The sequence below is a fragment of the Opitutaceae bacterium TAV5 genome (assembly GCA_000242935.3).
Lineage (GTDB): Bacteria > Verrucomicrobiota > Verrucomicrobiia > Opitutales > Opitutaceae > Geminisphaera.
The window spans coordinates 1,809,832-1,833,060 of the sequence record CP007053.1 but is presented as its reverse complement, the minus strand read 5'-3'; the positions used below and the strand labels follow the sequence as shown (position 1 = coordinate 1,833,060).

Annotated in this window: 36 protein-coding genes; 24 read left to right on the top strand and 12 right to left on the bottom strand. The window is 63.3% G+C overall.

Translation table 11 applies throughout. The features are described 5' to 3' along the window. Nucleotides 1-22 precede the first annotated feature (22 nt). From OPIT5_08310 to OPIT5_08265, 10 genes are all read right to left on the bottom strand, one after another. Nucleotides 23-1,954, bottom strand: a complete 1,932-nt coding sequence (locus OPIT5_08310) for a hypothetical protein (GenBank protein ID AHF94213.1) — start codon at nt 1,952-1,954, stop codon at nt 23-25. Between the two features lie 6 nt (nt 1,955-1,960). Next, the gene (locus tag OPIT5_08305) at nt 1,961-3,748 is read right to left on the bottom strand and encodes a hypothetical protein (GenBank protein ID AHF94212.1); all 1,788 of its coding nucleotides are present in this window, start codon (nt 3,746-3,748) and stop codon (nt 1,961-1,963) included. Nucleotides 3,749-3,830: 82 nt separating this feature from the next. Next, on the bottom strand, nt 3,831-6,002 hold the full coding sequence (locus OPIT5_08300; GenBank protein ID AHF94211.1) for a hypothetical protein: 2,172 nt from the start codon (nt 6,000-6,002) through the stop codon (nt 3,831-3,833). Beyond that, nucleotides 6,002-6,556 carry a hypothetical protein gene (locus tag OPIT5_08295; protein AHF94210.1) on the bottom strand — a complete coding sequence of 185 codons (555 nt, stop codon included), beginning with the start codon at nt 6,554-6,556 and terminating at the stop codon, nt 6,002-6,004. The genes OPIT5_08300 and OPIT5_08295 overlap by 1 nt, the downstream gene beginning before the upstream one ends. Nucleotides 6,557-6,833: 277 nt before the next feature. Beyond that, a complete protein-coding gene (locus tag OPIT5_08290; GenBank protein AHF94209.1) occupies nt 6,834-7,085 on the bottom strand; it encodes a hypothetical protein in 252 nt (83 codons plus the stop codon). After that, the gene (locus OPIT5_08285; protein ID AHF94208.1) at nt 7,082-7,402 is read right to left on the bottom strand and encodes a hypothetical protein; all 321 of its coding nucleotides are present in this window, start codon (nt 7,400-7,402) and stop codon (nt 7,082-7,084) included. Before OPIT5_08285 ends, OPIT5_08290 begins: the two co-directional genes overlap by 4 nt. Nucleotides 7,403-7,432: 30 nt before the next feature. Further along, a complete protein-coding gene (locus tag OPIT5_08280) occupies nt 7,433-7,801 on the bottom strand; it encodes a hypothetical protein (GenBank protein ID AHF90208.1) in 369 nt (122 codons plus the stop codon). Then, the gene (locus OPIT5_08275) at nt 7,798-8,337 is read right to left on the bottom strand and encodes a hypothetical protein (GenBank protein AHF90207.1); all 540 of its coding nucleotides are present in this window, start codon (nt 8,335-8,337) and stop codon (nt 7,798-7,800) included. The genes OPIT5_08280 and OPIT5_08275 overlap by 4 nt, the downstream gene beginning before the upstream one ends. A 163-nt stretch (nt 8,338-8,500) precedes the next feature. Beyond that, nucleotides 8,501-9,046 (bottom strand): hypothetical protein, encoded by a 546-nt coding sequence (locus tag OPIT5_08270; GenBank protein AHF94207.1) that lies wholly within the window; start codon nt 9,044-9,046, stop codon nt 8,501-8,503. Between the two features lie 33 nt (nt 9,047-9,079). Then, nucleotides 9,080-9,379 (bottom strand): hypothetical protein, encoded by a 300-nt coding sequence (locus OPIT5_08265; GenBank protein AHF94206.1) that lies wholly within the window; start codon nt 9,377-9,379, stop codon nt 9,080-9,082. A 980-nt stretch (nt 9,380-10,359) separates the two neighbouring features. Here OPIT5_08265 and OPIT5_08260 point away from each other — a divergent pair. From OPIT5_08260 to OPIT5_08190, 15 genes are all read left to right on the top strand, one after another. Continuing rightward, nucleotides 10,360-10,512, top strand: a complete 153-nt coding sequence (locus OPIT5_08260; protein ID AHF90206.1) for a hypothetical protein — start codon at nt 10,360-10,362, stop codon at nt 10,510-10,512. Nucleotides 10,513-10,516: 4 nt separating this feature from the next. Then, nucleotides 10,517-10,840 (top strand): hypothetical protein, encoded by a 324-nt coding sequence (locus tag OPIT5_08255; protein AHF94205.1) that lies wholly within the window; start codon nt 10,517-10,519, stop codon nt 10,838-10,840. 29 nt (nt 10,841-10,869) lie between these two features. Next, nucleotides 10,870-11,274 (top strand): hypothetical protein, encoded by a 405-nt coding sequence (locus OPIT5_08250; GenBank protein AHF94204.1) that lies wholly within the window; start codon nt 10,870-10,872, stop codon nt 11,272-11,274. 19 nt (nt 11,275-11,293) lie between these two features. Next, nucleotides 11,294-12,004: a hypothetical protein gene (locus OPIT5_08245; protein AHF94203.1), complete on the top strand. Its 711-nt coding sequence runs from the start codon at nt 11,294-11,296 to the stop codon at nt 12,002-12,004. Between the two features lie 48 nt (nt 12,005-12,052). Then, nucleotides 12,053-14,290, top strand: coding sequence for a hypothetical protein (locus tag OPIT5_08240; protein ID AHF94202.1), 2,238 nt, complete (start codon nt 12,053-12,055; stop codon nt 14,288-14,290). Between the two features lie 47 nt (nt 14,291-14,337). Further along, entirely contained in the window at nt 14,338-15,342 is a 1,005-nt protein-coding gene (locus tag OPIT5_08235; GenBank protein AHF94201.1) for a hypothetical protein, read from the top strand. Nucleotides 15,343-15,391: 49 nt separating this feature from the next. After that, nucleotides 15,392-15,796: a hypothetical protein gene (locus OPIT5_08230; protein ID AHF94200.1), complete on the top strand. Its 405-nt coding sequence runs from the start codon at nt 15,392-15,394 to the stop codon at nt 15,794-15,796. Further along, the gene (locus tag OPIT5_08225; GenBank protein ID AHF94199.1) at nt 15,793-16,044 is read left to right on the top strand and encodes a hypothetical protein; all 252 of its coding nucleotides are present in this window, start codon (nt 15,793-15,795) and stop codon (nt 16,042-16,044) included. Before OPIT5_08230 ends, OPIT5_08225 begins: the two co-directional genes overlap by 4 nt. Continuing rightward, the gene (locus OPIT5_08220) at nt 16,041-16,286 is read left to right on the top strand and encodes a hypothetical protein (GenBank protein ID AHF94198.1); all 246 of its coding nucleotides are present in this window, start codon (nt 16,041-16,043) and stop codon (nt 16,284-16,286) included. Before OPIT5_08225 ends, OPIT5_08220 begins: the two co-directional genes overlap by 4 nt. Continuing rightward, the gene (locus OPIT5_08215) at nt 16,283-16,786 is read left to right on the top strand and encodes a hypothetical protein (GenBank protein AHF94197.1); all 504 of its coding nucleotides are present in this window, start codon (nt 16,283-16,285) and stop codon (nt 16,784-16,786) included. Before OPIT5_08220 ends, OPIT5_08215 begins: the two co-directional genes overlap by 4 nt. After that, the gene (locus tag OPIT5_08210; GenBank protein ID AHF94196.1) at nt 16,764-16,910 is read left to right on the top strand and encodes a hypothetical protein; all 147 of its coding nucleotides are present in this window, start codon (nt 16,764-16,766) and stop codon (nt 16,908-16,910) included. The genes OPIT5_08215 and OPIT5_08210 overlap by 23 nt, the downstream gene beginning before the upstream one ends. A 68-nt stretch (nt 16,911-16,978) precedes the next feature. Continuing rightward, nucleotides 16,979-17,581 carry a sulfate transporter gene (locus OPIT5_08205; GenBank protein ID AHF90205.1) on the top strand — a complete coding sequence of 201 codons (603 nt, stop codon included), beginning with the start codon at nt 16,979-16,981 and terminating at the stop codon, nt 17,579-17,581. Beyond that, the gene (locus tag OPIT5_08200; protein AHF94195.1) at nt 17,578-17,808 is read left to right on the top strand and encodes a hypothetical protein; all 231 of its coding nucleotides are present in this window, start codon (nt 17,578-17,580) and stop codon (nt 17,806-17,808) included. Before OPIT5_08205 ends, OPIT5_08200 begins: the two co-directional genes overlap by 4 nt. Further along, a complete protein-coding gene (locus OPIT5_08195) occupies nt 17,805-18,182 on the top strand; it encodes a hypothetical protein (protein ID AHF94194.1) in 378 nt (125 codons plus the stop codon). Before OPIT5_08200 ends, OPIT5_08195 begins: the two co-directional genes overlap by 4 nt. Then, on the top strand, nt 18,179-18,682 hold the full coding sequence (locus OPIT5_08190) for a hypothetical protein (GenBank protein ID AHF94193.1): 504 nt from the start codon (nt 18,179-18,181) through the stop codon (nt 18,680-18,682). Before OPIT5_08195 ends, OPIT5_08190 begins: the two co-directional genes overlap by 4 nt. On the opposite strand, the gene OPIT5_08185 is transcribed toward OPIT5_08190, so the two are convergent. Further along, nucleotides 18,679-18,942, bottom strand: coding sequence for a hypothetical protein (locus tag OPIT5_08185; GenBank protein ID AHF90204.1), 264 nt, complete (start codon nt 18,940-18,942; stop codon nt 18,679-18,681). The two genes, OPIT5_08190 and OPIT5_08185, sit on opposite strands and share 4 nt — an antisense overlap. Here OPIT5_08185 and OPIT5_08180 point away from each other — a divergent pair. The 4 genes from OPIT5_08180 (at nt 18,942) to OPIT5_08165 (ending at nt 20,267) form a co-directional block, all read left to right on the top strand. Then, nucleotides 18,942-19,274 (top strand): hypothetical protein, encoded by a 333-nt coding sequence (locus OPIT5_08180; GenBank protein AHF90203.1) that lies wholly within the window; start codon nt 18,942-18,944, stop codon nt 19,272-19,274. The genes OPIT5_08185 and OPIT5_08180 overlap by 1 nt on opposite strands. Nucleotide 19,275: 1 nt before the next feature. Continuing rightward, entirely contained in the window at nt 19,276-19,551 is a 276-nt protein-coding gene (locus OPIT5_08175; GenBank protein ID AHF94192.1) for a hypothetical protein, read from the top strand. A 174-nt stretch (nt 19,552-19,725) separates the two neighbouring features. Beyond that, nucleotides 19,726-19,866: a hypothetical protein gene (locus OPIT5_08170; protein ID AHF94191.1), complete on the top strand. Its 141-nt coding sequence runs from the start codon at nt 19,726-19,728 to the stop codon at nt 19,864-19,866. 14 nt (nt 19,867-19,880) lie between these two features. Then, a complete protein-coding gene (locus OPIT5_08165) occupies nt 19,881-20,267 on the top strand; it encodes a hypothetical protein (protein ID AHF90202.1) in 387 nt (128 codons plus the stop codon). 31 nt (nt 20,268-20,298) lie between these two features. On the opposite strand, the gene OPIT5_08160 is transcribed toward OPIT5_08165, so the two are convergent. Further along, entirely contained in the window at nt 20,299-20,679 is a 381-nt protein-coding gene (locus OPIT5_08160; GenBank protein ID AHF94190.1) for a hypothetical protein, read from the bottom strand. Here OPIT5_08160 and OPIT5_08155 point away from each other — a divergent pair, their 5' ends adjacent. The 5 genes from OPIT5_08155 (at nt 20,680) to OPIT5_08135 (ending at nt 23,075) form a co-directional block, all read left to right on the top strand. Further along, on the top strand, nt 20,680-20,820 hold the full coding sequence (locus OPIT5_08155; protein AHF94189.1) for a hypothetical protein: 141 nt from the start codon (nt 20,680-20,682) through the stop codon (nt 20,818-20,820). A 310-nt stretch (nt 20,821-21,130) separates the two neighbouring features. Beyond that, nucleotides 21,131-21,379 (top strand): hypothetical protein, encoded by a 249-nt coding sequence (locus OPIT5_08150; protein AHF94188.1) that lies wholly within the window; start codon nt 21,131-21,133, stop codon nt 21,377-21,379. Nucleotides 21,380-21,463: 84 nt separating this feature from the next. After that, nucleotides 21,464-21,691, top strand: a complete 228-nt coding sequence (locus OPIT5_08145) for a hypothetical protein (protein ID AHF94187.1) — start codon at nt 21,464-21,466, stop codon at nt 21,689-21,691. 90 nt (nt 21,692-21,781) lie between these two features. Next, a complete protein-coding gene (locus tag OPIT5_08140) occupies nt 21,782-22,414 on the top strand; it encodes a hypothetical protein (GenBank protein ID AHF90201.1) in 633 nt (210 codons plus the stop codon). Between the two features lie 31 nt (nt 22,415-22,445). Beyond that, a complete protein-coding gene (locus tag OPIT5_08135) occupies nt 22,446-23,075 on the top strand; it encodes a hypothetical protein (protein ID AHF94186.1) in 630 nt (209 codons plus the stop codon). Nucleotides 23,076-23,229: the final 154 nt, after the last annotated feature.

The following is a 23,229-nucleotide window of genomic DNA, read 5'->3' as shown; positions in this document are numbered from 1 at the left end:
ATGCGAGGCGGTCGGGTTGCGATCAGGCCTCGGCGGTCTGTGTGAGGCGGCGGCCGGTGGCGGGATTGCCGACTGCGCCGCCGAACATCAGGGCGATGCGGGCGGTGGCCGTGGCAAGGTCGTGGTTCACGTACTGCACGAGCTGCACGGCGATATTGGTATCGGGATTGATGACCGTGGAAACCACGCCGTTGCTCGCGCCGGGCAGGGCCTTCGTGTAATCGCTCGGCACGCGGGTGGCGAGGGCGAGCGATTCGGAGGTGCCGGCGAATCCGGCCAGGCTGGCCGCGACCGGCAGGCTGACCGCCTCGTAAGGCGTGAAGCCGGCCACGGGCGGCAGGCGGTATTCCGTGATGTATTCGGGCTTCTGGTACGCGGCAAGCTGCACCAGCGTGGCGTCGCCGCCCAGTTGCTCGAAAAAATCGGGGTTAAGCAGGAGGAAGCGCCCGGCGGGGTGCACCTTGTCCTTGTTCATTTCCTTCGCCATGCCGGAGACGGCGCGGCGGGTGAACAGGGAGAGTTTGGACGCGGTGGACTTGGCGAAGTTGGCCGCCGTGATCAGCGAGAACAGATGATTGATCACTGCGGTGCCGATCGCGTAGTGGGCGCTCTCGGACTGCTCGCCGAACAAGTCTCGGGCCGTGCTCGCCAGTTCGTTGACGTTGAAAGTCAGCGGCACGCCGATGTGCTGGTCGATGGTGATGTCGACATCCTGCGTGTTGGCATTGTTGTTCCCGTAGCCGTTTGCCGTAGTGTAGCTATTGGCGACGAGCGGGCCGCGAAGGCGCGTCTTGATCGTCTGCTCGAAGGCGGCGTTCTCGCTCGAAAAGTTCGTCGTGATAGCGCCGAGAAACGGATAGGAGAGCTTGAGGAACGAGAGGCTGCGCTGCGTCACGAGTTCGGGCGCAAGGGTGCCGAGGTCATGCGCGGCGAGGATCGGGCCGAGCGAGAAGCCGGGCTTGAACAGCGGCGCGATGTCTTTCGCGTAGATCGCGGAGCGATCCAGCGCAGCCTTCGCGGCATGGTAGCCCTTGAGCACTTCGACGGGGCCGGCCTTGGCGGTGATGTGACCGCCGGCATCCGTGACCAGGCGGGTCATGTCGTTGCCCGGAAGACCGTCCAGCAAGGCGGCGTTGGCGGGATCGGCCTCGATCAGCGCGACCCACTTGGCCTTGATGGCTTCATCCTTGGCGGGGAGCGCGCCGCGTGCGACGGCGGCGTCGACCTTGGCGGCGGCGTCGGCTTTCACGCGGGCGGTTTCCTTGGCTTCGAGGGTTTGCAGGCGTTTCTGCAACTCGGCGTTTTGTTCCTTGGCCAGGATGGCTTCGGACTCTTTTTCCTTCGCCTCTTCGGCGGCTTTGGCGGCGGCTTCGTCAGCGGCCTTTTTCTTTTCTTCTTCGGTCATGGTGGTGTCGGATTCGGGTTGGCGGTCTTTTGCCCAGAGCGGAGCCTGGGCGTGAAAGGCGGGGGCGTTGACGAGGCCGCCCATGTTGAGCGGCGCGCCGATGACGCGGGCGGGCGTGGAGTCGTCCACGTGGAAGGCGGGGGAAAAGCTCCGGTAGTCTTTGCCGATCACGGCAGCGGAGCCGGATGCGCTCCAGTCCACGGCGGCATAAACGCCGGGCTTCTTGTCGCCGGTGCCGGCTTCCCACCGGCAGGACTTCGGCCAGGCGCTGGCCACGGTGTCGTTGTGGTCGAAGTCGAAATACGGTTTCCGTTCCGTGCGCAGGTGCGCTTGCAGGGCGGCATTCACCACCGCCGCGGTGTCGGGGCCGATGGCAACCGTTTTTGTCACGGGCTCCCCGTCCTGGCTGGCGTTGATGGTATGGGTGCCGGCCGGGAAGATCATGATCTCGGCGGGGATTTCCGTTATGTCGCCCAGGGCTTGCGGCGTGTCGAAATGGGCGAGGATCGGCGCGGGCGAGGTGTCGCGGGCAAGTATTGCGTATTTCATTTCCGGTTACGGGTTGCGGTTTGCGGTTTGCGAAAGGGAGCGGACGGCGGCGGCTTCGGCGAAGCCGGTAAGGAAGGCGGGGGCGAGGATGCGCTCGAAGGCCGGCGCGGCGGCGGGCACGCGGGCCAGCGCCTCGCGGGCGAGCACCGGGAGCGCGGCGCGGAATTGCGCGAGGGCGGCGCGCTGGTCCGCCTCGTCCGGGATGTCGGAGATGGCGGCGAGGCGGCGCAGGATCGGCTCCACGACGCCGCGCACGGCCGGCGCGGCCTCCCGCACGGCTTCTGCGGTGTAGATGGCATCGCTCTCCCTGTCGGCGGCCAGCAGTTGCTTCGCCATGACTGGCGGCCGGGACTGCCCGCCCGGGGCGGCAGAGGGAACGCCGGGGCCGGCGGCGACGGGAGCGCGGCCGACGATGACGGCCTCGCCATCGACCGGCACGGGGATGCCGTGGCGGTCGTAGAACCAGGCGCGGGGAAGCTCGATGCCGGCATCGAGCAGCACCTTGTCGCGCTCCGCGAGCTTGAGCGGGTCCGGCTCGTCATCGACATCGGCGACGATCACCGGCGGCTCGTCGGTATTGCCCCAGTTGGCGCGCAGGATCGCGGGCACAAGCTGGTAATTGAGCAGGTCCGCGCACCACTGCGCGGCGCCTTGCAGGCGGTCGGCGCGCACGCTGCCTTGCAGGCCGGCCGCGCCGCCGCCGAGGCCGGCTTTCTGCGCCGCGCCGGAGAGCTCCTGGCCGAGGATGAGCAGGTCGCACGCCTTGTCCGCGAGCTCCTGGACGACCACCTGCGGGTTGCCGGTGGCGTTTTGCGCGGCTTCCTTGAACTCCAGTTTCGTGCCCTCGGGGAAAGCGCCATAGCCGCTCGCGCCCATCGCCGCCAGCATGTCGCGCAGGAGCGCGCCGAGATGCGGCTGGTTCTTGTCGTAGGTCGCCCAGCGGAAGGGCACGCCGAAAATCTGCGCATTGGAGAGCAGCCACTCCCAGCCGAACGTAATGCCGGCCCAGTACGGCACGAGGCAGCGCAGGATGGCCGTGGCACCCGGCGCACCGGTACGCGCCTGCCAGATGCCGACGAGGAAGCGATCGGGCGGGAAGGGTTGCCAGCCGGTGCCGTCCTGCGTGACCAGGCCCAGTTCGGTGCCGGTCGCATTCCAGCCGTAGCGGCGGGAGGCGAGGACGTGCGAGCAGCGCGGCAGGATGCCGTCCGGCGTGCGCCCCCAGTGGATTTCCAGCGCGGAGGTGCCCTTGCCGTAGGCATCGAGCGCGTGAAACAGCGTGTCCTCGAACGAGAGTTCCAGGGTGCCCGGCTTCGGCCACCACTGGCGCAGGGACTGGTCAACCAGCGCCGAGCGTTCCTTCGCGCTCGCCGTGGCGGGCTTTCCGCGCTCGGCGCAGGGGTTGACGATATAGGTTGCGCGGGAGGCGGCCCGGCGCAGTTCGGAAAGATTTTTCGACAGGCGCGGCCAGGTGTCCTCCATGAGCGCGAACAGGTCCCATTGCGCATCGAGGCTGCCGGCGGCCGCCTGCTCAAGGACGAGGCGCGCTTCGGCCGGGGACATGCGCCGGCTGGCGAAAAATCCGCCCGCCCGGAAGTCGAGCGTCGTGGCCTGCGTGACGGCCTGCTCCACCTTGCCCGAGACAAGCGCACGGCCGGCCTTGCCGACAAGGCGCAGGGAAGCGGAAAGGCGGGCGAGGATCGGCGCGCTCATGCCCTGCCCTCCCCGGCCGGCCGGCCGACGTTGCCCGAAATGCGGTTGGCGGTCGCTGCGCAGGACCGCTGCAAACGGCATTGCAGCGCGTTGCAAGGCATGTCCGGGCTCAAATATGGGGGTTGATGCCCCAAAAAGGCTTTAATCGCGTTTTTCGGCATTTTTAGAAATGGCAGTACGGGCGGGAAAAAACGGGGCCGTTGGGCTTGCCCAGGACCACGGCTTGCAGGTCGGCGACGGTGAAGGTGCCGGGGTGAAGGATGGGGGCAGCGGAGCCGATCGCCTCGGCGAGGCCCGAATAGGCGTTGGCGAGCAGGAAATGGTTTTCGATGTCATCGAGGTAATCGCCCACCTCGCCGGTCTTCTGGTTTTTCTCGCGTTGCGAGCCGGCGAGGAAATGCGATGACACGGTTTCGAGGATGCCCGGCGCGCCCGGCGTCTGGATGGGCAGACGCATGGCAGGATCTTTCCGCACGCTGGCCTTGCCGTCCGGCCCCTTCACCACTTCCACGACGTTCTCTGTCGGGGTCAGGAACTCCCGCACCACGCGATCGATGCTCTCGAACCGGTTGCAGGCGATCATCGGCACGAACTTGGTGAGACCGCCTTCGAGAAACTCCACCGCGCCCTGATCGATGCCCGCGCCAAGCTGGTTTTTGGTGAAGCGGACGACGGCGCAGCGCAGGCCGCTCCATTGCTGCGTGCGGCCATCCCACACCAGGCCGGAAGGAAATTCCACATGCGTCTCCTTGCTCTTCCAGTCCACGTTGCGCGGCCAGGCTTCGGCTTCGAGGTTCGACAGGCCATTGAGCAGCAGGGCGAGCGTGCGCGCCTCGCTGACCGCGGGGCGCTCGTCGATGAAGAGGGTGCTGATGCCCATCACCTCGCACAGGATGGACACACGGGAGACCACATCGGCAACGGCGATCTGCGCGGCATGGATGAGGCGCTTGTCCGCCGCGCTCTTGACCTCGCGGGCGAGGAACCAGCAGCGGTCGCCTGTATCCAGTCCGGCATAACGGGCCACATCCTCGCGCCGGGCGCTCATGTAGAACGGATCGACCTTGCGGGCGCGGTCGAGGATTTCCGGCGAGAGCGCCTGCGATGCGCTCTTGGGCATCGCCTGGCGGTCGCACCGGAAGGTGATCATCTCTTCCGCATCGCCCACGGCGCGCACCCAGTGGGCCACGATCTGTTGCAGGTCGATGGCCGGCGTGCCGATCTGCGCCACGCGGAACGTGAAAAGCTGCATGCGCAGCTTGCCCGGCACGCGGTGATGCCAGAGCGGGCGATCGCAATCCAGCGGCTCGCCCGTCTCCGGATGCGCATAATAGTAGTGACCGCCGGGCACGTAGGTGGCGACGACCTCGTCGCTGCCGGGGCGGCGGAAATCGCCCTCCCACCCGAACACGGGATCGTCCGGACGCGGCGTGCCGGTGACGGCGCACCGGCAAATCTGCGGCCACGACTCCTCCGGATTGATGAAGCCGGGCGGCACTTCCAGGACATGGCGATGTCCGTAGTCTGTTTTTACATACCTTTCGGCGTCGAATGTGTCCCAGGTGAGGGCGGTGGCGACAAGGGTGACGCCCTGCGAGCCGGATGCCCACACCTTGTTTTGCCCGGCCCCGTGCACGCGCTGCGTGCCGATCTCCAGGTGGAAGCGCGTGGCGGATGCCGTCATGCGGCCCGAGACGTATTTAGCCATCGCGGGCTTGATGTCGTCTTTCTCGTCCTCGATCACCACGTCGGCCGTGAACGAGGTCGGCGGTTTTTGCAGCCCGCGGAACATGCCCACCGCCTTGCGCTTGCCATCCGTGACGAGAAACGCGCCCTTGGTGTTGACGGCCTTGCCCGACTCGTTGACGGCCCGGCCTATCTTCGTCATCTGCGCGAACCAGCCGATCTGGTCGATCACGTCGGGCCGGAACTTGGCATCCACGATGTCATCGGCGAGGCCGTCATCGGGCAGGTAAACGATAGGGTTGAGGAAACGGCACGCGGAGACGTAGGCGGAAAGGGCAAGCTCCAGCGTGGTCTTGCCGAACTGCGCGCCGCCGGCCAGCGCCAGCTTCGCATCCTTGAGCGGCACACCGGTCTTGCTGCCGAGAATGTGATCTACGAGATGGACAATCTCCTCAAGCGCGGCGCGCCCCGTGAAAGTATAGGGGCCATACGTGCCCGCCGCCTCGCCGCTCTGTATGCGCACGCGCATGACTTCGGCGAGGAACTGGTGGAACGACGCCACGCGGGGCATGTTGGGCACGGCCTGCGGCGAGACCTTCGCATCGAGCCGGGCGAGCGCGGATTTTTTATGACGATCGCGATCGGCCATCAGTCATCCCCTCCCGCGCTGCGCATGACCGCCGCCTTGAATCGCTCGAAAAGCTGCAAGGCCTCGGCATTGCCCTTGATCTCCGCGTGCAGGGCGTCGAGTCCCTTTTCGATGTCGCTCTTCACCTGCTGGCGGAATTTTTCCAGGTTGAGCGCCAGTTCGCGTTTCTTGATTTCCAGCTTCGCGGATTCCCCCAGGACTTTCGCCAGCGTGGCGAGTTCATTGATGCTCTCCGCGCCTTCCATGCGGGCGAGAATGAACGCCTTTTCCCGGACGAGCCGGAGGGTGGCCTGCTCGAAGTTCGCCCCGTCGCCTTCCGCGCTGGCGCAGATGGCCTCGGCAAACTCCCGTGCATGGTCGCGCTCCTCCAGACTCCGGCAGGTGGCGTAAAAATTCTGTATCGCGCCTTTCGATACCTTCACGCCGAAATCCATATGCACGCGCTCACGGGCGTCCTCGTAGGACACGTTTTCCTCCAGCAGCCAGCGGCGAAGCGTCTCCTGCTGGTGTTGCGGGAGCGACTTGAGCTTGGAGTCTGAACGCGGTTTTTTCATCGGCGGGCGAGGCCCCCCCGGGTCAAAGGATTGCAGCCGGCCGGCAGCGTGGGGGGACAATGGAAAACCCCCGTATTGCTTTCGCACGCCAGGCAGCGTGCGCCCTGTGTCACCGGGGAACCGGCCGGCTGGTTATCATGGTTACGGCCCCGGGACGCCGGGGAAGCGGTAACGGTGATGCTACGACGGGCACGCACCACGGAGCGGTGTTGCAGCGAGAATGTCATGCGGTCTCCGGCTGGCGTGCCGGCGTCGTAGCAAATCTGGTCGGGAAAAATCATTTCAGGGAAAGCCTGCCGTTGGTGGTGATTTTCCAGGCGTTGAGGTCGCGATCCTGAAGGTCCCAGGTGTCGGCGACGTAGTCGGCATAGCCGTGATCGCGCAGCCAGACGAGCTCCTGCACGAGGTCTGCCTTGGTCACCTCGGGGATGCGCTGCTTGACGAGCAGCAGCAGCGAGCCCTCGGTCAGCATCTCGGGCGCGGAGGCAAGCTCGATGAGGATGGTTTTGCGGATGAGGACGGGATTCATTTTTTATCGCGTAGTGCGTTTGTGATTACACCGGTCAGGTGCCGGGTCTGTTCATCCATCTTGTCGTAGATGCGGATTATCCGCTTCTCGCCGTCGTCGGACACTTTCACCAGAGCGGCTTTCACCTCGCCGGAAAACAGCTCGAACTCGCGGCGGGTGACGAACTGCACATGCAGGGGCGGCTTCGCCCGCGGCTCCACTTCGCCGGCCTCCTCACGGGCGCTCTTGCGCAGCTTCATCCAGAGGAAGAGCATGATGACTGAGGACGCGACGAATTGCGCGAAGAAGAGCGGCGTGACGAAGGCGGGAAAATCCATCGGCGGGAGGGCGGGCGGGTGACGTGCGGGTTATTTGACGACGGCTTCCTTGACGGCCGTGGCCACGCCTTCGGCGGCGTCGCCGATGGCGGCTCCGGCGGCCTTCACGGTATCGCCGAGGGCGGCTCCAGCCTTGGCATTGTTCTCGCCGGCCACGGCGAGCGGCGCGCTGGCATTGCCGGTGATCGAGTCCGCGGCCAGGGCAATGTCACCGAAGCGCAGACTGAGGTTCTGAAATTGCGTGTCCTTGGCGATCGTGACGGCGTAGGAAGCGCCGGCGGGGGAGGTCACGCGGATCGTGGTCGCCGCATCCTGCGGCGAGTTGTGCTTGAGCAGCGAGCAGCCGGGAGCGGCGAGCAGCGCGGCGGCGAGGAGGGCGAGCGGGATCAGTGTCTTCATGGTGTCCTTGACATTCGGATACGGTTGCGGAGGTTTTTTCTCCACGCGACCCACCCGAAGGCGCGGACCGCGAGGTAGATGGTGGTGCGGGGCACGAGGCCCACGCCGAGGGCGCGCATGGCGCGCAGGAAGATGCGGTCCGCCAGCACGCGGGGGATGAGCGGCCAGCGGCTGTTGTGCGGGCAAAAATGCTGGTGCCGGTAGAGCCAGTCGTGGACGACGGCGGCGAGGGTGTAGCGGCCGAAGGGAGGAAGAATCCGCCAGAAGATGCGGGGGACCGACGCGAGGTCGGTGACAAAGCCTTTCTTTACAAAAAAGTACTCGAACTCGTCATGCACCGGGAAGTCCGAGAGCACGGCAAACTTGAGCTCGTACTCGGCGAGCACGCGCAGGCCGAGGGGACGGGGGAACGTGCGCTCGATGCGGCGGCGGCGCAGGGTGAGTGCGCTGGGCTCGTGGACGATCGGAACCGCAACACCCGCGCTTGAACCGGCGGCGGTTTTTTGCTGTAGTGGATTTTCGGTTGTGTCGGGCATCGGTTGGAAGGCCCCATGATGCACCGATCCCCGAAAAGCGGTTAGCCCCCCATTCCGTCCATTCCATCCATTCCCGGAAAATTTCACGAAAGCCGGAAAATCCGGGCACGAAAAAGCCCGCTGCGACTTGGCAGCGGGCTTGCAAGGGCGATGCAGGGGGCGGTCAGTTCGCCCACGAGCGCCAGCGCGTCAGCTTCCAGTCATTGAAATGGTAATACGTGCCGAGGCTCCCGTCGTGGTAGTAGCACACGAGGTTTCCGTCTTCCATCGCGCCGGCCACGGTAACGATGCCCATGCGGGGAAAGATGGCTTTGAGCAGTTCCCAATCCATGCCGGCGGCGGGCTTCCCGTTGCGGATGCGCTCGCGCAGGTCGTCGGACAATTCGGGATGCGCGGCAATGTAAGCCTCGCGGCTCTTCACGGCTTCCGCCGCCCATTCCTTCGACACGGAAGCGTTGAGTATCCTTTCCCTGGCCTGGGCCATTTCTGCGTTATGTTTTGCCAGGAAGGCCTGACGCTCGGCGACGCGGGCCGCAGTCGCGGCGCGGTTTTCGGCATACATCCTCTCGGCTTCCAGTTCGGATTTCGTCGGCGGCCTCGGCGAGGCAGAGGAGTAGAGAGGCTGTGGACCGGCACCATTCGCGCAGCCGCCCAGCAGGAGGCCGACGAGGGGGAGAAGTGTGAGGAACGTTCTCATGATAGGAAACATGACGTGTCGTGAATCACGACGGTTTCAAGCGGATTATGGGAGCGACGAGGGACTCGATGCCGTGCGACAGAAATTCATCCAAGGGATGGCGCGTTTCTCAATATACTGCAATCGGCGGGTAAAATCGGCCAACTGCTTTCTCATGCCATCAGCCTCTTCCTTCATGGCGGAGATTGTTTGTTCCCATCCTCCGGGCTCAGCCCTCATTTCCTCCGAAAGTGTATCAAGAATCATCTGACATTTCTTGTTGTTTCTTATGCCGGTGATAGCAGCGGAAACGGTGTTTTTGCCAAAGTTGTGCTTACGTTCCCATTCTCGCTGCGTTGTTCCCATACGGCGGAAAAACTCATGGGCTGATTTTGCTGTGATGTTGTAGCTTTGGACGGGCGGGGCTTCGCCGAGGCGAAGGCTCCGGTATTTATCCAGCACGCGCCAGTTGCGCCCATTGTTTACCCATCGGCGATAGTGCCGGTAAATGGATTGGTAGGAAAATCCAGGTCGTTTTTTCTCTCCGGCATCCGTCGTTTTGTAGTGCTCAGCAATGTACTGGGCGCGCTGGAATGGGGATGGTGATTTATCCATGTCCATCACCCAGTCGAGAAGATGGATGATATAAGTGCGTCGAGTTTCATCCAGAGCCTGAAACTCAGGGTCGTCCTCACATGGGCGATAAGGTTGTAGGGGCGACGGTTTTTTTTTCCGGCGGGACATGGCGGGATTCTTAGCCTGTTCGCACGCGAACAGTCAGCCTAAAATTTTTTGTCCTCCGGAGGAACTTCCAGTGCTGACAGGCGAGAAATATCCAAGTGGAGACACACTTGCCCCCATGCGAATCCCAGCCCGCCAGGGACGCGCTCGGCAGCATCCAGATAAGCAGACACGCGGGATTCGATTTGCTCGCGTGTGATTGACGGGGGAGGGAGGCCATAGTCAGCAGAGGGAAGAATCGACACAGGCGATTTCATACGTCCTCGAACATAATCAGACGTTACGGCTGGCTCCCGTTCAGCAACAATCCCTGCCCGTTGCTCCGCCTCAAAGAGCTTTTTCCATGCCTTCGTGGTAATCGGATTCCTCCCCCCTCGATAGCTGTAAAGCATCGCCCGAGAGATTCCCATCTTCGCGGGCACCTCCTCTAGCCCACCGAGACGCGCAGCAAGTCTGTCAGTGCGCAAAATAAATGTATGAAAACCGTCTGATTTTTCTTGCATGTCTGAAATCCTATGTCTGATTTTTTGGATGTTCGCACGCGAACTGTTCGCGAGCGACGCGAAAAAACACTCATGATGACCGCAAGAGAAGCCAAACGAATCATGCGCCGCCGGGGATGGAGTTACCGGACGGCGGCTCCCCGCCTCGGCGTGTGCTACCAGCACCTGAGCGATGTGCTCAACGGCCGCCGCTCCTCCCGCGCACTGATCGGACGCGTGGCGGCCTTGCCGGAACAGCGAAAGGACGCGGCCTGATCCCATGTCCGCCGAGCAGCTACAACTCTTTGCCAGTCTCGACTTCCCCGGCCGCAGTACGCTGATGCTCGGGGAGATCGCCGACCGGCTGGGCTGCTCGCACCGGCATCTGCTCAACAAGATCGATGACGGCTCGCTGGTGATCATTGACCTCGCCACCAGCGGGCGATCCCGCCGCACCGCTCGCGTGCCGATCGAAGCCTACCGCACCTTCATCGTGAAGCACCTGAGCGGCCCCATGGACGCACGCATGCAATTCCTGAAAGACCTGCCCCGCCCCGTTCTCGCCGAACTTTTCGAGGAAATCAAGGCGCTCCTGAAAGCCTGAAACACGTAACCAAAAACAAACTACATCCGATGAAACTCACCCTGTCCAACGATCTCGTTTATACCGTCTGCCGCAAGTGTGCGCGAGACCTCTATTCCTTCCGGCTTGCCCGGCTTAACCTCCTGCATGATCCGCAATGCGCCGCCCTCGGCGAGTATGACCGCGAGCGCGGCGAGCACGCCCGCGACGCCATCCGCGGGCTGCTCCAGTCGGCGGAATCCACCGATGACCGCCGGATGCTTCACATCTATCTCCGTGAGAATTTGCGCTTCTATCGCATCCAGGGGGATGTGCCAGCCCGCTGGCAGGATCAGACATCGCGTGTGCTCCTTGCCCACCCGGATCATGTGTCCGCCCGCACGCTGAACAAGCTCAACGGCAGCATCGCCGCCGGCACCTGGACTCCCGCCACCACCGCCACCCTTGCCGCCTGATTTTCGTATGGCTAAACCAATGACAACCGCTCTCGCTCTCGTCGCCGATCCCGCCCTTGCGGTGAAAGGCGACGACCTCGACAAACTCAAGTCCGACACCGCGCAGATGGTCGCTTCCGTCGCGCAGATGCAGACCAAGGCCGCTATGGCCGCCGTGCTCTCCGGCATCGCCCTGCACCGCGTCAAGGCCTCGCTCAAGCATGGGGAGTTCGGGAAGTGGATTAAGCAAATTCGCACCAGTGGTGCGAATTTGAAAACCGCTGACCGTCAATGTAACTACTACATGCGTCTTGCGACAGCCTTCCTCGAAAAGGCCAAGGCGCAGAAGCCGGCGCTGCTGGCCCTCCCGGGCGACCAGACGGCGCTGGAACTCGGCGACAACCACCCGGCCCGCGACCTGTTCACCAAGCTGGAAAGATTCGTCGGCGGATCGTCCCTCAATGAACTGCTGGACAAGCACGGCATCAAGTCCGCGCCGAAGCTCGGCGGCAAGCGTACCAAGGGAGAGGATACGGACGACGGCGAGGAGCCGGAGAAAATCTCGCCGGAGGAACTGGCGGCGGCGGCGAAGGAAGAGCTTGGCGAGTGGTTCGAGCGCGGGCGGCAACTGCTCATCACGGAAAACCTCTGCGCCCGCCTCGCCCCCGCCGACATTCGCTCCGTGGCAGGCAGTTTCGACGCCCTGCGCGCCGAGTGGCGCGACGCCTATAAAAAGACCCTCAAAGCCTGATCCCCCAAACCCTGAACCCGAAACGCTGAACTCCAAACCGTCACTGCCATGAGCATCCTGCCTTCCGTCGTGGACTCCTACTCCCTCGCATCCGCCGGCTCCGCTGCGCAGACCGGCCTCGCCGCCCCGCTGCGCTTCGCCGTGCCGCTGATCGATGCGGACGAGGTGGCGATGCAGCTCAAGCCCAAGGCCCGGCATGACCTGACGCTGACCCTGCGTATCCTCGAAAAGGTGCATGCCCTGCGAGGCGGCCAGAGGGATTTTGTGGCGCAGGTGCACGCGCTGGCGGCGGGCTACCGGCACATCCGCGGGCTGTCCGCCACGCGGCTGCTGGCGAAGTATTACGCCTTCATCGAGGCGGGCGGCAACTGGCGCGTACTGGTGAAAAACTACAAGTCGCCGAGCAAGCAGCCCGCGGAGTTTGTCAGCTTCCTGCAAGGGCTGATCGAGCAAAACCACCGCAGCGTCTCGGCGGCGATCGACAAGCTGCTGGAAATCCTCTGGCCGGAGGGCGCGGAAATCCCCGGTTACGGCACCTGGCAAAACTGGTTTGCGCGGACGTATCCCGACCAGGCCGTGCCGGCGCGGTTCCCCCGCGTGTATCCCGCCGGGTGGACGCGGGAGAACCTGCGCCGCTACGCGCCCAGCCGCGCCCACCGGAAAATGTTCCAGCAAGGCCTCGCCGCCGCCCATGCGCACCTGCCCAAAATCATCCGCGACACCTCGCGCCTGAAGCCGATGGAATGGATCGTCATCGACGACTTCCAGCTTGATTGTTACTGCGCCTTCCCGGGCGATCCGGAGCTTGGCTACAAGCCGCAAGTCGCGCCGGTTGGCGGCATCCTGGCGATGGATGTGGCCTCGCGCAAGGTGCTGGCGCGGATCATCGGCCCGCTCATCACCCGCAAGGTCAAGCAGCCGGACGGCACGGAAAAGGAAGTCCGCTTCAACGTCCGTTCCGTGCATGCGCAGGCGTTGCTTTACCAGGTATTCGAGACGCACGGCATCCCCGATTATCCGGTGACGATCATCTGCGAAAACAAGACCGCAACCATCCTGCCCGCGGTGGAACTCATGCTTTCGTCCATATCCGAAAACAGGATACGTGTTCATCGGACCTCGCTGATCGAGCACAAGACGCTTCCCAACGGGTTCGTGGAAAGAGGCGGCGCGCCCTGGGAAAAGGGCTGGATCGAATCCGGATTCAACGCCCGGTGGAACCTCATGGGCGACATGAAGGGCTACAAGGGAAGCAACGAACGACTCAACGGACCGGCAAATATGGAGGCGATGAAGGAATACTTCCTGAAACTGGTCGCCTACGGGGAAGGGGTCAACAAGCTGAACCTCCCGCCCGAGGTCATCGCCCGCCTGCGCACACCGTTCCCGTTTGTCGCCGAGGTGGAAAAGGTCTTCGACTTCGTGACAGCGTGGCAGGAACAGCGGACGAACCATCGCTGCCTCGGCTTCGACACCGTGCGGGAATATTACTGGCCGACGCCGAAGCTCCCCGCGCCCGGAGGCATCGACGCGCACGGCCCCAACTCGCCCGAAGCGCTCGCCTGCCTCACTCCGGAGCAGCAATGCCAGATGGTGCCGGACGAGCGCAAGGAATCGCGCCTGGAGCGCTGGGAACGGCTCTCCGCGATGCACATGCGGAGGGCATTCCCCGCCAGCGCGCTGAAGATTTTCATGCTCTCGCCGGTGAAGGCGACATGGATAAACCATGCCGTTCAATTCTCGTATGAGAAAAAACCCTACTCCTATATCGATGATGACGGTGTGATGGCCGGCGTGCCCGAGCGCACCGACGTGCTCGCTTACGTGGACTTCCAGGTCCCGGCTCGCGCCCTGGTCATGCACCTTGACGGGCGGATGCTCGGCATCCTGCGCCTGTTCGGCGACGATCCGCGAGGCGTGAGCGTCACCGACGAAGAGGCGATCCGGGAGCAGAAAGCCCGCCGCGCCATCATCGTTCATCGCATAATGGGAGAGATTCAGGATCGCCCGCTGCACCAAGCGGCGAACGAAGAACTTGCCGCCGACCGCGCCCACAATGACGCCGTGGTCGCCCGCTGGAAAGTAGGCACGGCCGAACTGACCAAAGCCGAGCGCGTAGGCGCGGCGATGGGCGAGGCCGCGCAAGGCGCCGCCGAGCAGGCGGAGGAGGCAAAGGCCGTCGCCAAGGTCGATGTGCAACAACTTTTGGCCCGCCGCGCAGCCCGTGCGGAAGCCGAGAAACAAACACACCCAGCCGCGTCAAACGACGACGCAAGCTGGGTGTGAGGACTGACAATGACAGACAAATCCCAAGGCAAATCATGGATACGATAATGACAGACACCACAACAAAAACGAAACCCGACCTGGCCGCGATCTACACGCCCGGCCAACTCGGGGTGATCAACGAACTGCGCCGGCTCCAGGACGAAGCCGGCCTCAACGACGGCAAGTTTGCCACGGCTCACCTGACCGTAAGCGGAACGACCTGGTATCGCATCAAGGAAGGCACCTACGGGGCCGATCCGGCACTCACGCTCAACAAGCTGGAACTGAACCTGCGCCAGATGCGCCTGCAACGCGCCCAGGCGGCCAAACTCACCGGGGGGGGCGTATTCATCCGCATCCCCTCGCAACAGGCCGTCTTTGACGCCGTAACGGCCTGCAAGCTCAAGCCGGAAGACGACTGCGAGCGCATGGTGACTTTCCTCGCCGAGACCGGCGGCGGCAAGACGCGCCTGGCCCGGCAACTCAAGGTGGAGCATGACGGCATCCTCGTGGAGGCGTCGGAGCCCTGGCGCAAAAGCTACTTCGCCGCGCTCTTCGACATCGGCCTCGCCGCCGGCCTCACGGAGACCGAGCTCGGCAACGGCGAGGCCACCGCGCAGCGGGCCGTGGTCAGGCGGCTGCGCGCCAATCGTCGCGTGCTCATCATTGACGAGGGCGAGTACTTCGGCCCGCGCACGACCAACCTGCTCAAACTGCTGCTCAACCAGACGCCCACGGTGGTCGTGGTGATGGCCATCCCCGCGCTGTTCGCCCGCTGGCAGTGCGCCGCCTGGGTGGAGTCCGCGCAGACCACCCGGCGCAACGAAAGCGTGATCGAGTCCAGCCCGGTTTTCCCCGACGACGTGGCCGCCCTCGCCGCCGGCCGCGTGATCTTTGCAGACACCGCGAAAGCCGCCTGCGGCCTCATTGCGAAGAACGCGAACGAGTTTGGACGGTTCTCTTTCGTGGAGCGCACCCTCAAGGAACTCGCCCCGCTCCCGCACGCGACGATCGAGGACGTGACCAAGGCCTGCCTCAACGTCAAAGCCCTCCTGCGCCGCAAGGCGTGAGGGCATCCCCCCCGTCCCGATTCCCAACCTGTATCAGGAATAAAATACAATGGACCCTTTGACTCTCCCCGTCCCCGACAAGAAACGCCGCCGCGCATCGTGGTTCGCGCCCGTGGTCCGGCTCTGGCAGCATGATCCCGATGGCGGCATCGTGCGCTGGCTCATGGTCAGCCGTTACGACGGCTGCATGTCCGCCGGCGACCTGCCGCGAGATTTTTACTGCCGTCTGGCGGACAACGATCCGCGCCCGCGTGGCATCGAAAGCATGCCCCGCCGGATGTATCCGGGCGCGAAGGGTGACGCCATGCGCCGCCACTCCGCCCGCGAGCTCCGCAAGCTGCCCTTCGGACAATGGATCGAAGTCACCTTCGATGCTGGTGAGGAGCAACCGGCGAAAGACAAGCCGGTCCTGCTCCTGGCCGAACACTCCACCGTAACCGGGAGGGCGGCATGAGCGACCTGTTCAAATCGACCCCGATGACGGACAAAAACCTCGACGGCGCCGCGCAGGCGACGTGCGCCCTGCGCGCCGTGCTGGAGCGCATCCGCGATGTGCCGGCCGTGGGCTGGCATATCGGCCTCGGCACCGAAACCTTCGGCAAGCTGACCGAAGCCTACGCCACGCTGACCAGCCAGCCGGTGGAAGGCATCCGCCGCGCCTACCTCCCGCTCAACGCCACCAATCCGAGGGACGACAAATGAACGACGACGACAACCCCCTCGGCCTCGACATCGGCACGCGGATGATCTGCGTGCGCCGGAACGAAGGCGCATATGTCGCCAGCACCACCGGCTGGCGGCGCAATACGAGCAGCATGGTATCGGCCCGCGTGGCGGCGGAACGCCTGGCGGTCCTGCTCTTCGACGTGCCCGACACGAGCACGCTCCACATCAAGGAAATCGCCCCCGCGATCTTCATCGCCGAACGAAAGGGGGCGGCATGAGCGTGACCCTCACAATCCCCGCCGGTCTCACCGGCGGAACCGATGACAGCATGCGCGCCCTCCAGGAGGCATCGCGCAACTACGAGCGCGCCTACGAGGCGTGCGTGATCGCCGCGGCCCGGTTTCGCGAGGCCATGGCCGCATTGCCCCGGCCGTCGATGCCGTCCGACCTGTCCGCCATCATGGCGATTGTCTGCAACTACCACTTGCTGACCTTCGACCAGTTGCGCGGGCGTTGCCGGGACCGGCAGCATGCCGAGGCGCGGCAACTGTTCTGCCACCTGGCGCGACGGCTCACCAAGCACTCGACAACGATCATCGGCCGCGTCCTCTGCCGCGACCATTCCGCGATCTGTTACGCGGAGTTCACCTGGCAGGATCGCCTCGACACGGAGGGGCCGGAGTTTCGCCGGGAGTACGACCGGCTTTTCAAGACCGCCGCCGCCGCGATCGCCGAACCGCTCAAAAAACCCGACCATGAAAACACCCGTCCCCTGTGACACCCGGCGCACGCCGTTCGCCGAAGCCCGGCGAAGCCTGCGCCTCGCCGTCGCCGTCATCGCGGCGATGCACCTGACCGCCCTCCTCTGGATCGTCATCGGCTGGCACCTCGCCGGCCGGTGACTCCTCACCCGAAACCCGCACCCGAAGTCAAGACAATGAGTAACGACAAACCCGATACAAAACCCGCCATCCCCGATGGCTACCGTGAAGACGCGCAAGGCCGCCTCGTGCCGCTGGCGCAGATCAAGGAAATCGACCTGGCCCGCGACGAGCTCATCGCCGAAATCGCCGCCAAGGCGAAACAGATCAACCACCTGCTGCGCACGTTTCGCCTGAACACCTTCGCCGACATCCAGGCGTTCGCCGAACTCTCGGCGGAAAAGTACGGCGCGAAGATCGGCGGGCGAAAGGGCAACCTGACGCTGACCAGCTTCGACGGCCGCATCAAGATACTGCGCGCCATCAGCGACCAACTGACCTTTGACGAGCGTTTGCAGGCGGCAAAAGTCCTGATCGATGAATGCCTCTCCGCCTGGACGGACGGGGCGCGCACCGAACTGCGCACGCTGATCAACGACGCGTTCAAGGTGGACAAGGAAGGCAAGATCGACACCGCCCGCATCCTCACCCTGCGCCGCATGGACATCAAAGATGAAAAATGGCAGCGGGCGATGTCGGCGATCGGCGACAGCCTGAGCGTGGCGAGCTCGCGCAGCTACATCCGCATCTACGAGCGCGCCGGCAATACCGACGATTACACCGCGATCAACCTCGACCTCGCCAACGCATGATCATCATCAAGACATGGCCGTTCGGCGCTCGCCGGAATGTCCGCCTCCAGGTGGTGACATCCCGCTTCATCCTGGGCAAAGACGAGGACTCGGGCGAGGGTTACGCCCTGCTCGGGGGCGAGCATGAGGTGCCGCCGGTCGTCGGCCGGCGCTACTGCATCGAGTTCATCCCCGGCGGCCCGCTGTGCGGTCACTGGCGAATCGTTAGCGAATTGGAGGAAAAATGAAAACCGCCCGTCATGTATTCATGTTTCAGCCGCGCTTTGCCCCGCTGGTGGAGTCCGGTGAGAAGCTGACCACGGTCCGCCTGACGCGGAAGCGCAAGGTGCGCACTGGCGATATGATCGATGCCCGCGCCTGGCTCGGCCGGCCGTACTGGAGCGCACAGCGCGAACTGCGCATGGCGCGAATTGTCCAGGTGTCGAAGATCGAAATGCCCGCCTTCGGCTGCGTTTACCTGGGCGGCCGGAAGCTGCCGATGGAAGAAATCCATGCGCTGGCCCGCGGTGACGGATTCCCGGACCTTCTCACCTTTTTCGGCTGGTTTACCCGCACGCACGGTCTGCCCTTCACCGGAACCTTTTATCGCTGGAAAAAATGAATACACAACAACTCCGCCTTTTGCGCCTGGAAGAAAGCCGCTGGCGCGCCGTCCGCAAGGCCGTCGCCAAGCCCTGCGACGATGCCGCCCGTCATGCGCTCTATCGCGCCGCGATCGGCCGCGACAAGAGCAGCAAGGATTTTTCCAACCGCGATCTTACCGCCGTACTCGCCAAACTCCGGGCCGAGAGCGATCCGGCGAACTTCGATGCGCAGATGCACGCGCAATGCGACGACGGCGAGCGCAAGGCTCGTTACGAGAGCGAATGCTACGCCGTCATGGGCAGGATGGTGGAATGCGGCGGAAAGGACTTTGCCGGGCCGGACGCGATGGCGCGCTACCTCAACGGCACGGCCTGGGCCATCTGCAAGGCCCCGGTGAAGGCGCTGACCGCGGAGCAAATGCGCGTAGTGCTCGGCGCGCTGGAACGCTCCCTGAAACGCATGTCGCCCGCCCCCGCCTACGTCCCGCCCGCGCCGGCCGAGGACGTGCCCTTCTAGCCATGCTTCCGTCTCTTCTCAACAGGCCGCTCGACCAGGCTTGTTTTCCAGTCCGCGACGGAAAAGCCGAACGTCGGAGCCGGTTTCGAATCGTGAAACCAGAAATCCGTGAAGGGTTTCACATCCGGCGCGCAATACCAGTTCGCCTGCCCGTTGGCATCCATAGCCCACCAGCGGGCGTTCCTCGGCGCTTTTGACCAGTCGATTTCCATGCGTCTCGCATGGCACAAAACAAAACCGTAACCAAGTAATAAATACAATGACCGAAATAAAAAACGACGCCCCCGCGTGGGCGATCATCGAACTGATGGGCCATATCCGCTACGGCGGGCTGGTCAGCAAGGATACGCAATTTGGCACGCCCATGCTGCGCGTGGACGTGCCGCAAGCGGGCGATTCGTTCGTCTCGCAACTCATCAACCCGGCGAGTCTCTATCGCATCACCATGTGCACGGAAGAGCTCGCCCGCGCCGCCGCCTCGCAGGGCGATCCGGCCCCGATGCAGCAATGGGAGGTCCGCCACCTGTTGCCCCCCACCGCTCCGGCCCCTGAGTCCATCACCGACACCCCCGAATATCCCGACGATGAATAAGATGAAGACATTCAAAAGGCACCGCACACTGAAAGAGCTAAAAGCCGTCTGCAAAAAACTCGGCTGGAAGCTGGACACCACCCGCTTTGACCACGAGGGCTCGGATCATGTCACCATCATCTGGCAAACCGGACGCATGACCGGGCGGACAATGTTTAGCACGGTCAACGGCCGCTTCTTTGGCAAGCTGAAGGATGGCCGCTTTTATTCGTCGGACGAAGCGAAACACGACAAAAAACCCTGGTTCCGGGCGCTGCTGAATGCGGTTTATGTCTAGCACCTCGGCGGAGGCACGGAAGCCATGAGTACCAATAACACCGATACAAGCGAATCTGCTGCCTCCCCCGCATTGGTGGCATGTTCCCTCGACTCACTTTTCACGATCACCTGTGGCCGGTGCAACAAAACATCCCCGGCCCTGCAATGGAGTGAGCGGCCAATCTCCGGAGAGTTGCCGGCCGGCGAATTCCAATGCCCGGAATGTGATTTCGCGTTTCGCCGCCAACGCGCCACCGGCAATCCATTCCGCAAGGTCGATGGGGAATGGAAATACCAACCGATCGACCTGATTCCGATCTCACCCCGGCTGTGACTCACCTTTACGCCATGAATAATCTGGACGCTCTCATAATTATCCGCGGTGCCGCCCGCGTCTCCGCGCAGATACATACCCGCCAAGGCCGCACCGCGCTCAAGGTCGTTGAGAAAAAGATACAATCCTTGCTCCGCAAAAAAGCATGGCGTGAGGGGACCGGCACGCCGGTCCACATGGGCAAGCCCGATTTCACATACCCGATCCCCGACGATCCGGTTACCGCTGCGCTCCGCGAACTCCTGGCCGCCGAAGCCGAATTTGCCGGGTCAATCCAGGACCTGCGCTCGCCTCGCCTTCGCGCTGCCGTCGAAGCCGGCAACGTCGCGCTTGCCGGTCTGGAAAGCGCCGCGCTCGCTGGCTTGGAGAGCACTCCAGCGGAGGCATGTAAAAATGGATAAATCACTACAACAACCGGAGGCCGTGACTGACTCAAGATGGCTGCTCATCAACTACGGGATCAACTGCCGAAGTGGTCGGCGCATCGAGCATCGTTACGGTAAGCTCCGCATCAAAGGCCGCTGGCTCAATGACGACACCATGCGCAAAATTCACACCCACATCCGCCGCCGTCATCCCGGCTGGCTGATCACCGGCTACTGTCTGCTTCGGTGAAGCGCTTGGTTCGAGGATTTTTCCCATGCAAATAATAACGATAATCTCTGTAATTTTATGCCCATTACATTTAGAATAAAAGATGACGATGAAATCATCCTCCCGGCTGCTGTCCTCGATAGTAAGCTCTCTATATCGGAAATCGGAACGCTGGTTTTCCTCGTCGCGCTGAATGAGGGATTCGTCAACTTCGGTCATGTGCGCATTCTCGATCCCGAGATGTCCGCAGCGATGAAGCGACTGAAAGAGCGCGGCATCGTCAAAGTGACCGTCAATCTCGGCAAGGTGACAATCGAGATCGATCTCGACAAAGCCATGCCACCGGAGGCCGAAGGCTAACACCCAAACGGAGGCACGGCCATGACATGCGACGAATGCTCACCGGAATTTGGATGCTGGAACGACAGCCAGCCATGCCGCAAGAGGCCGTTGCCTCGTGCGAATGGTTCGGCGTTGTCCACGGAAGAACTGATCGAGGCGTATAAACTGATGCTCACATGCGCATTCAAACTTGGCGAAAGAGACGCAAAGGAGGGTGTGACGGTGCCGCCTGCTGAATTCTCAGTCCGCACGCAAGCAGCCGAAGCTTTGCGGGAGCAATGGCTGGCTGGTTATCAGTCGGCGAACACCTCAGCGGAGGCACGCGATAATGGATAAAACACTACAACAACCAGAGGCCGCGTTGCCTCCTGCGAATGGTTCCGCTCCGATTCTGACCAGCGCTCGATCCACTGTGGCCACCACGCTCGCACGAATGGAGGCTCGCCAACAGCAGGCATGGTTTGCGGGCGACATTGAAGTGATGCGCAACCCGGATTACGCCGCCCGCCTGCGAAAAGTGACCGCCGACTTTAACTCCTACTGCGCCGCGCTCGATTTGCGGAACCACCCGAGGTGACTCATGACTGCGGCCCAACAGACTCTCGAATTGTCGCTCGGCGAAATGCCGCAGGCATTGAGTCGAGCGACTGGTTCGGCAGGGGTGAAGCTCGACGCCGACACCTATCGCCATCGCTACGGATCGAAGGGGTGGCGAGATGCCGAAGCGCGGCGCATCACGCGCGAGGATGCCGCACAACGCGGCTGGCGACGCGAACTCTACGACCGCCGATTCCTGCGGTGGGTAAAGCCATTCATCGAGCGTGGCGAACTGCCTCCGCGCTCCGAGTGGCCGGTGCCTTTCCGGCAACGTAACGGAATCCCTTTTTAATGCCGAACACCTGAGATGAAGAGCGCCGCCATAGAGCTTGACCTTGGATTGGATGCCCCACCGGCGTCTCTTCTGACAACTGGTTCGCCGTTGCGCGTGCTGGTGGCCTGCGAATACAGCGGAGCCGTCCGGGATGCATTTCGGGCGCTGGGCCATGACGCCATGAGTTGCGACTTATTGCCCTCCGACGCTCCCGGCCCGCATTACCAAGGCGACGTACGCGACCTCCTGGATTACCCGTGGGACGTGATGATTGCACATCCGCCTTGCACTCACCTGTCGGTTTCGGGAGCACGGCACTTCGTCGCAAAGCGATTGGACGGCAGACAGCAACGCGCGGTCAGCTTTTTCATGATGCTGGCCCGCGCTCCCATCCCTCGAATCGCAATCGAAAATCCGGTCTGCATCATGTCCACGCTCTGGCGACCGGCCGACCAAGTTATTCAGCCGTGGCATCATGGCCACCCTGAAACAAAGGCAACCTGCCTATGGCTGAAGAATTTGCCGAAGCTTGTGCCATCCGCCGAGGTGGAACCGGACTACATGCGGAAGCCGGATGGCACCTACTACCTCGACAAAAAGGGGAAGAGATACTCCCGAATCCACTTTATGAGCGGTCGGATGAAGGACTCCGAACGCTGGAAAGAACGATCGAGAACCTACGCGGGAATCGCCGCCGCGATGGCCGCCCAATGGGGTGGAGTAGTCCAGGCGAACACCTGATGCTGCGAACGCCCCTTCGTATATCGTGAACATGTTCCAAGCCCGCCTTGAAGATCGCCAGAATCACGCCCGCAAGCAGGCGGAAGCGGATGCGCGATGGCTGCAAGAGCGTGGCGGCATCAATCCCGCCGAACGCCTGGAGCGTTGGGATGCTTGGTTGGCCGACATCCTCGCGCAAACCCTGCGCTGGCCGGAGGACGAAACCCGCCGAGTCCGGCTGATGGGCAAATGCTCAATGGAAATCACCAGCCTGGTGCGCAAGCTCCGCGGCCGGGGGTGGCTCTTGGATGGCGCGGCCCTCGCCGAGCATGTCCGTGCTTGCCTCGCCCCGATCGCCGCCGCCCAGGCAGCCGGCAAGGTCCGCGACCTTTATCCATACCTTGCGCGCAGCGTTGGGGATTATGTCGGCCAGCATGCGGAGGAAATTCAGGCGCACGCCCGCCGGACCGGAGCCGACGAGGCCGCGCAGTCGGTCGGCATGATCTTGGCCGGCCTCGTCGGCGATCGGCTCAAGCCACGCCCGCCCAGCCTCACAGAACTGATCGTTGCACGCGCCGGGGAGGTCAAAGAGGCCCGAACCCTACGCGAGGCCCAAGCGGCGCGCCGTCGTGCCGCTAAAGCGCAGGAATCGGCAAATGCACCGTTCCTGCTAGGTCTCTGAAACCACCGTGCAGCCTTGTTGCAAGGAATCGGGCGGGCGGCGGATTTTTCTCAAACCATTGATGGCGGGCCAAAAATCGGCCGGATTTTTCTCATTCAGAGGGGAGAGCGGCGGATTTTCTGTAAGTGGTTGGTGCCCGGGAACGGACAGGCTG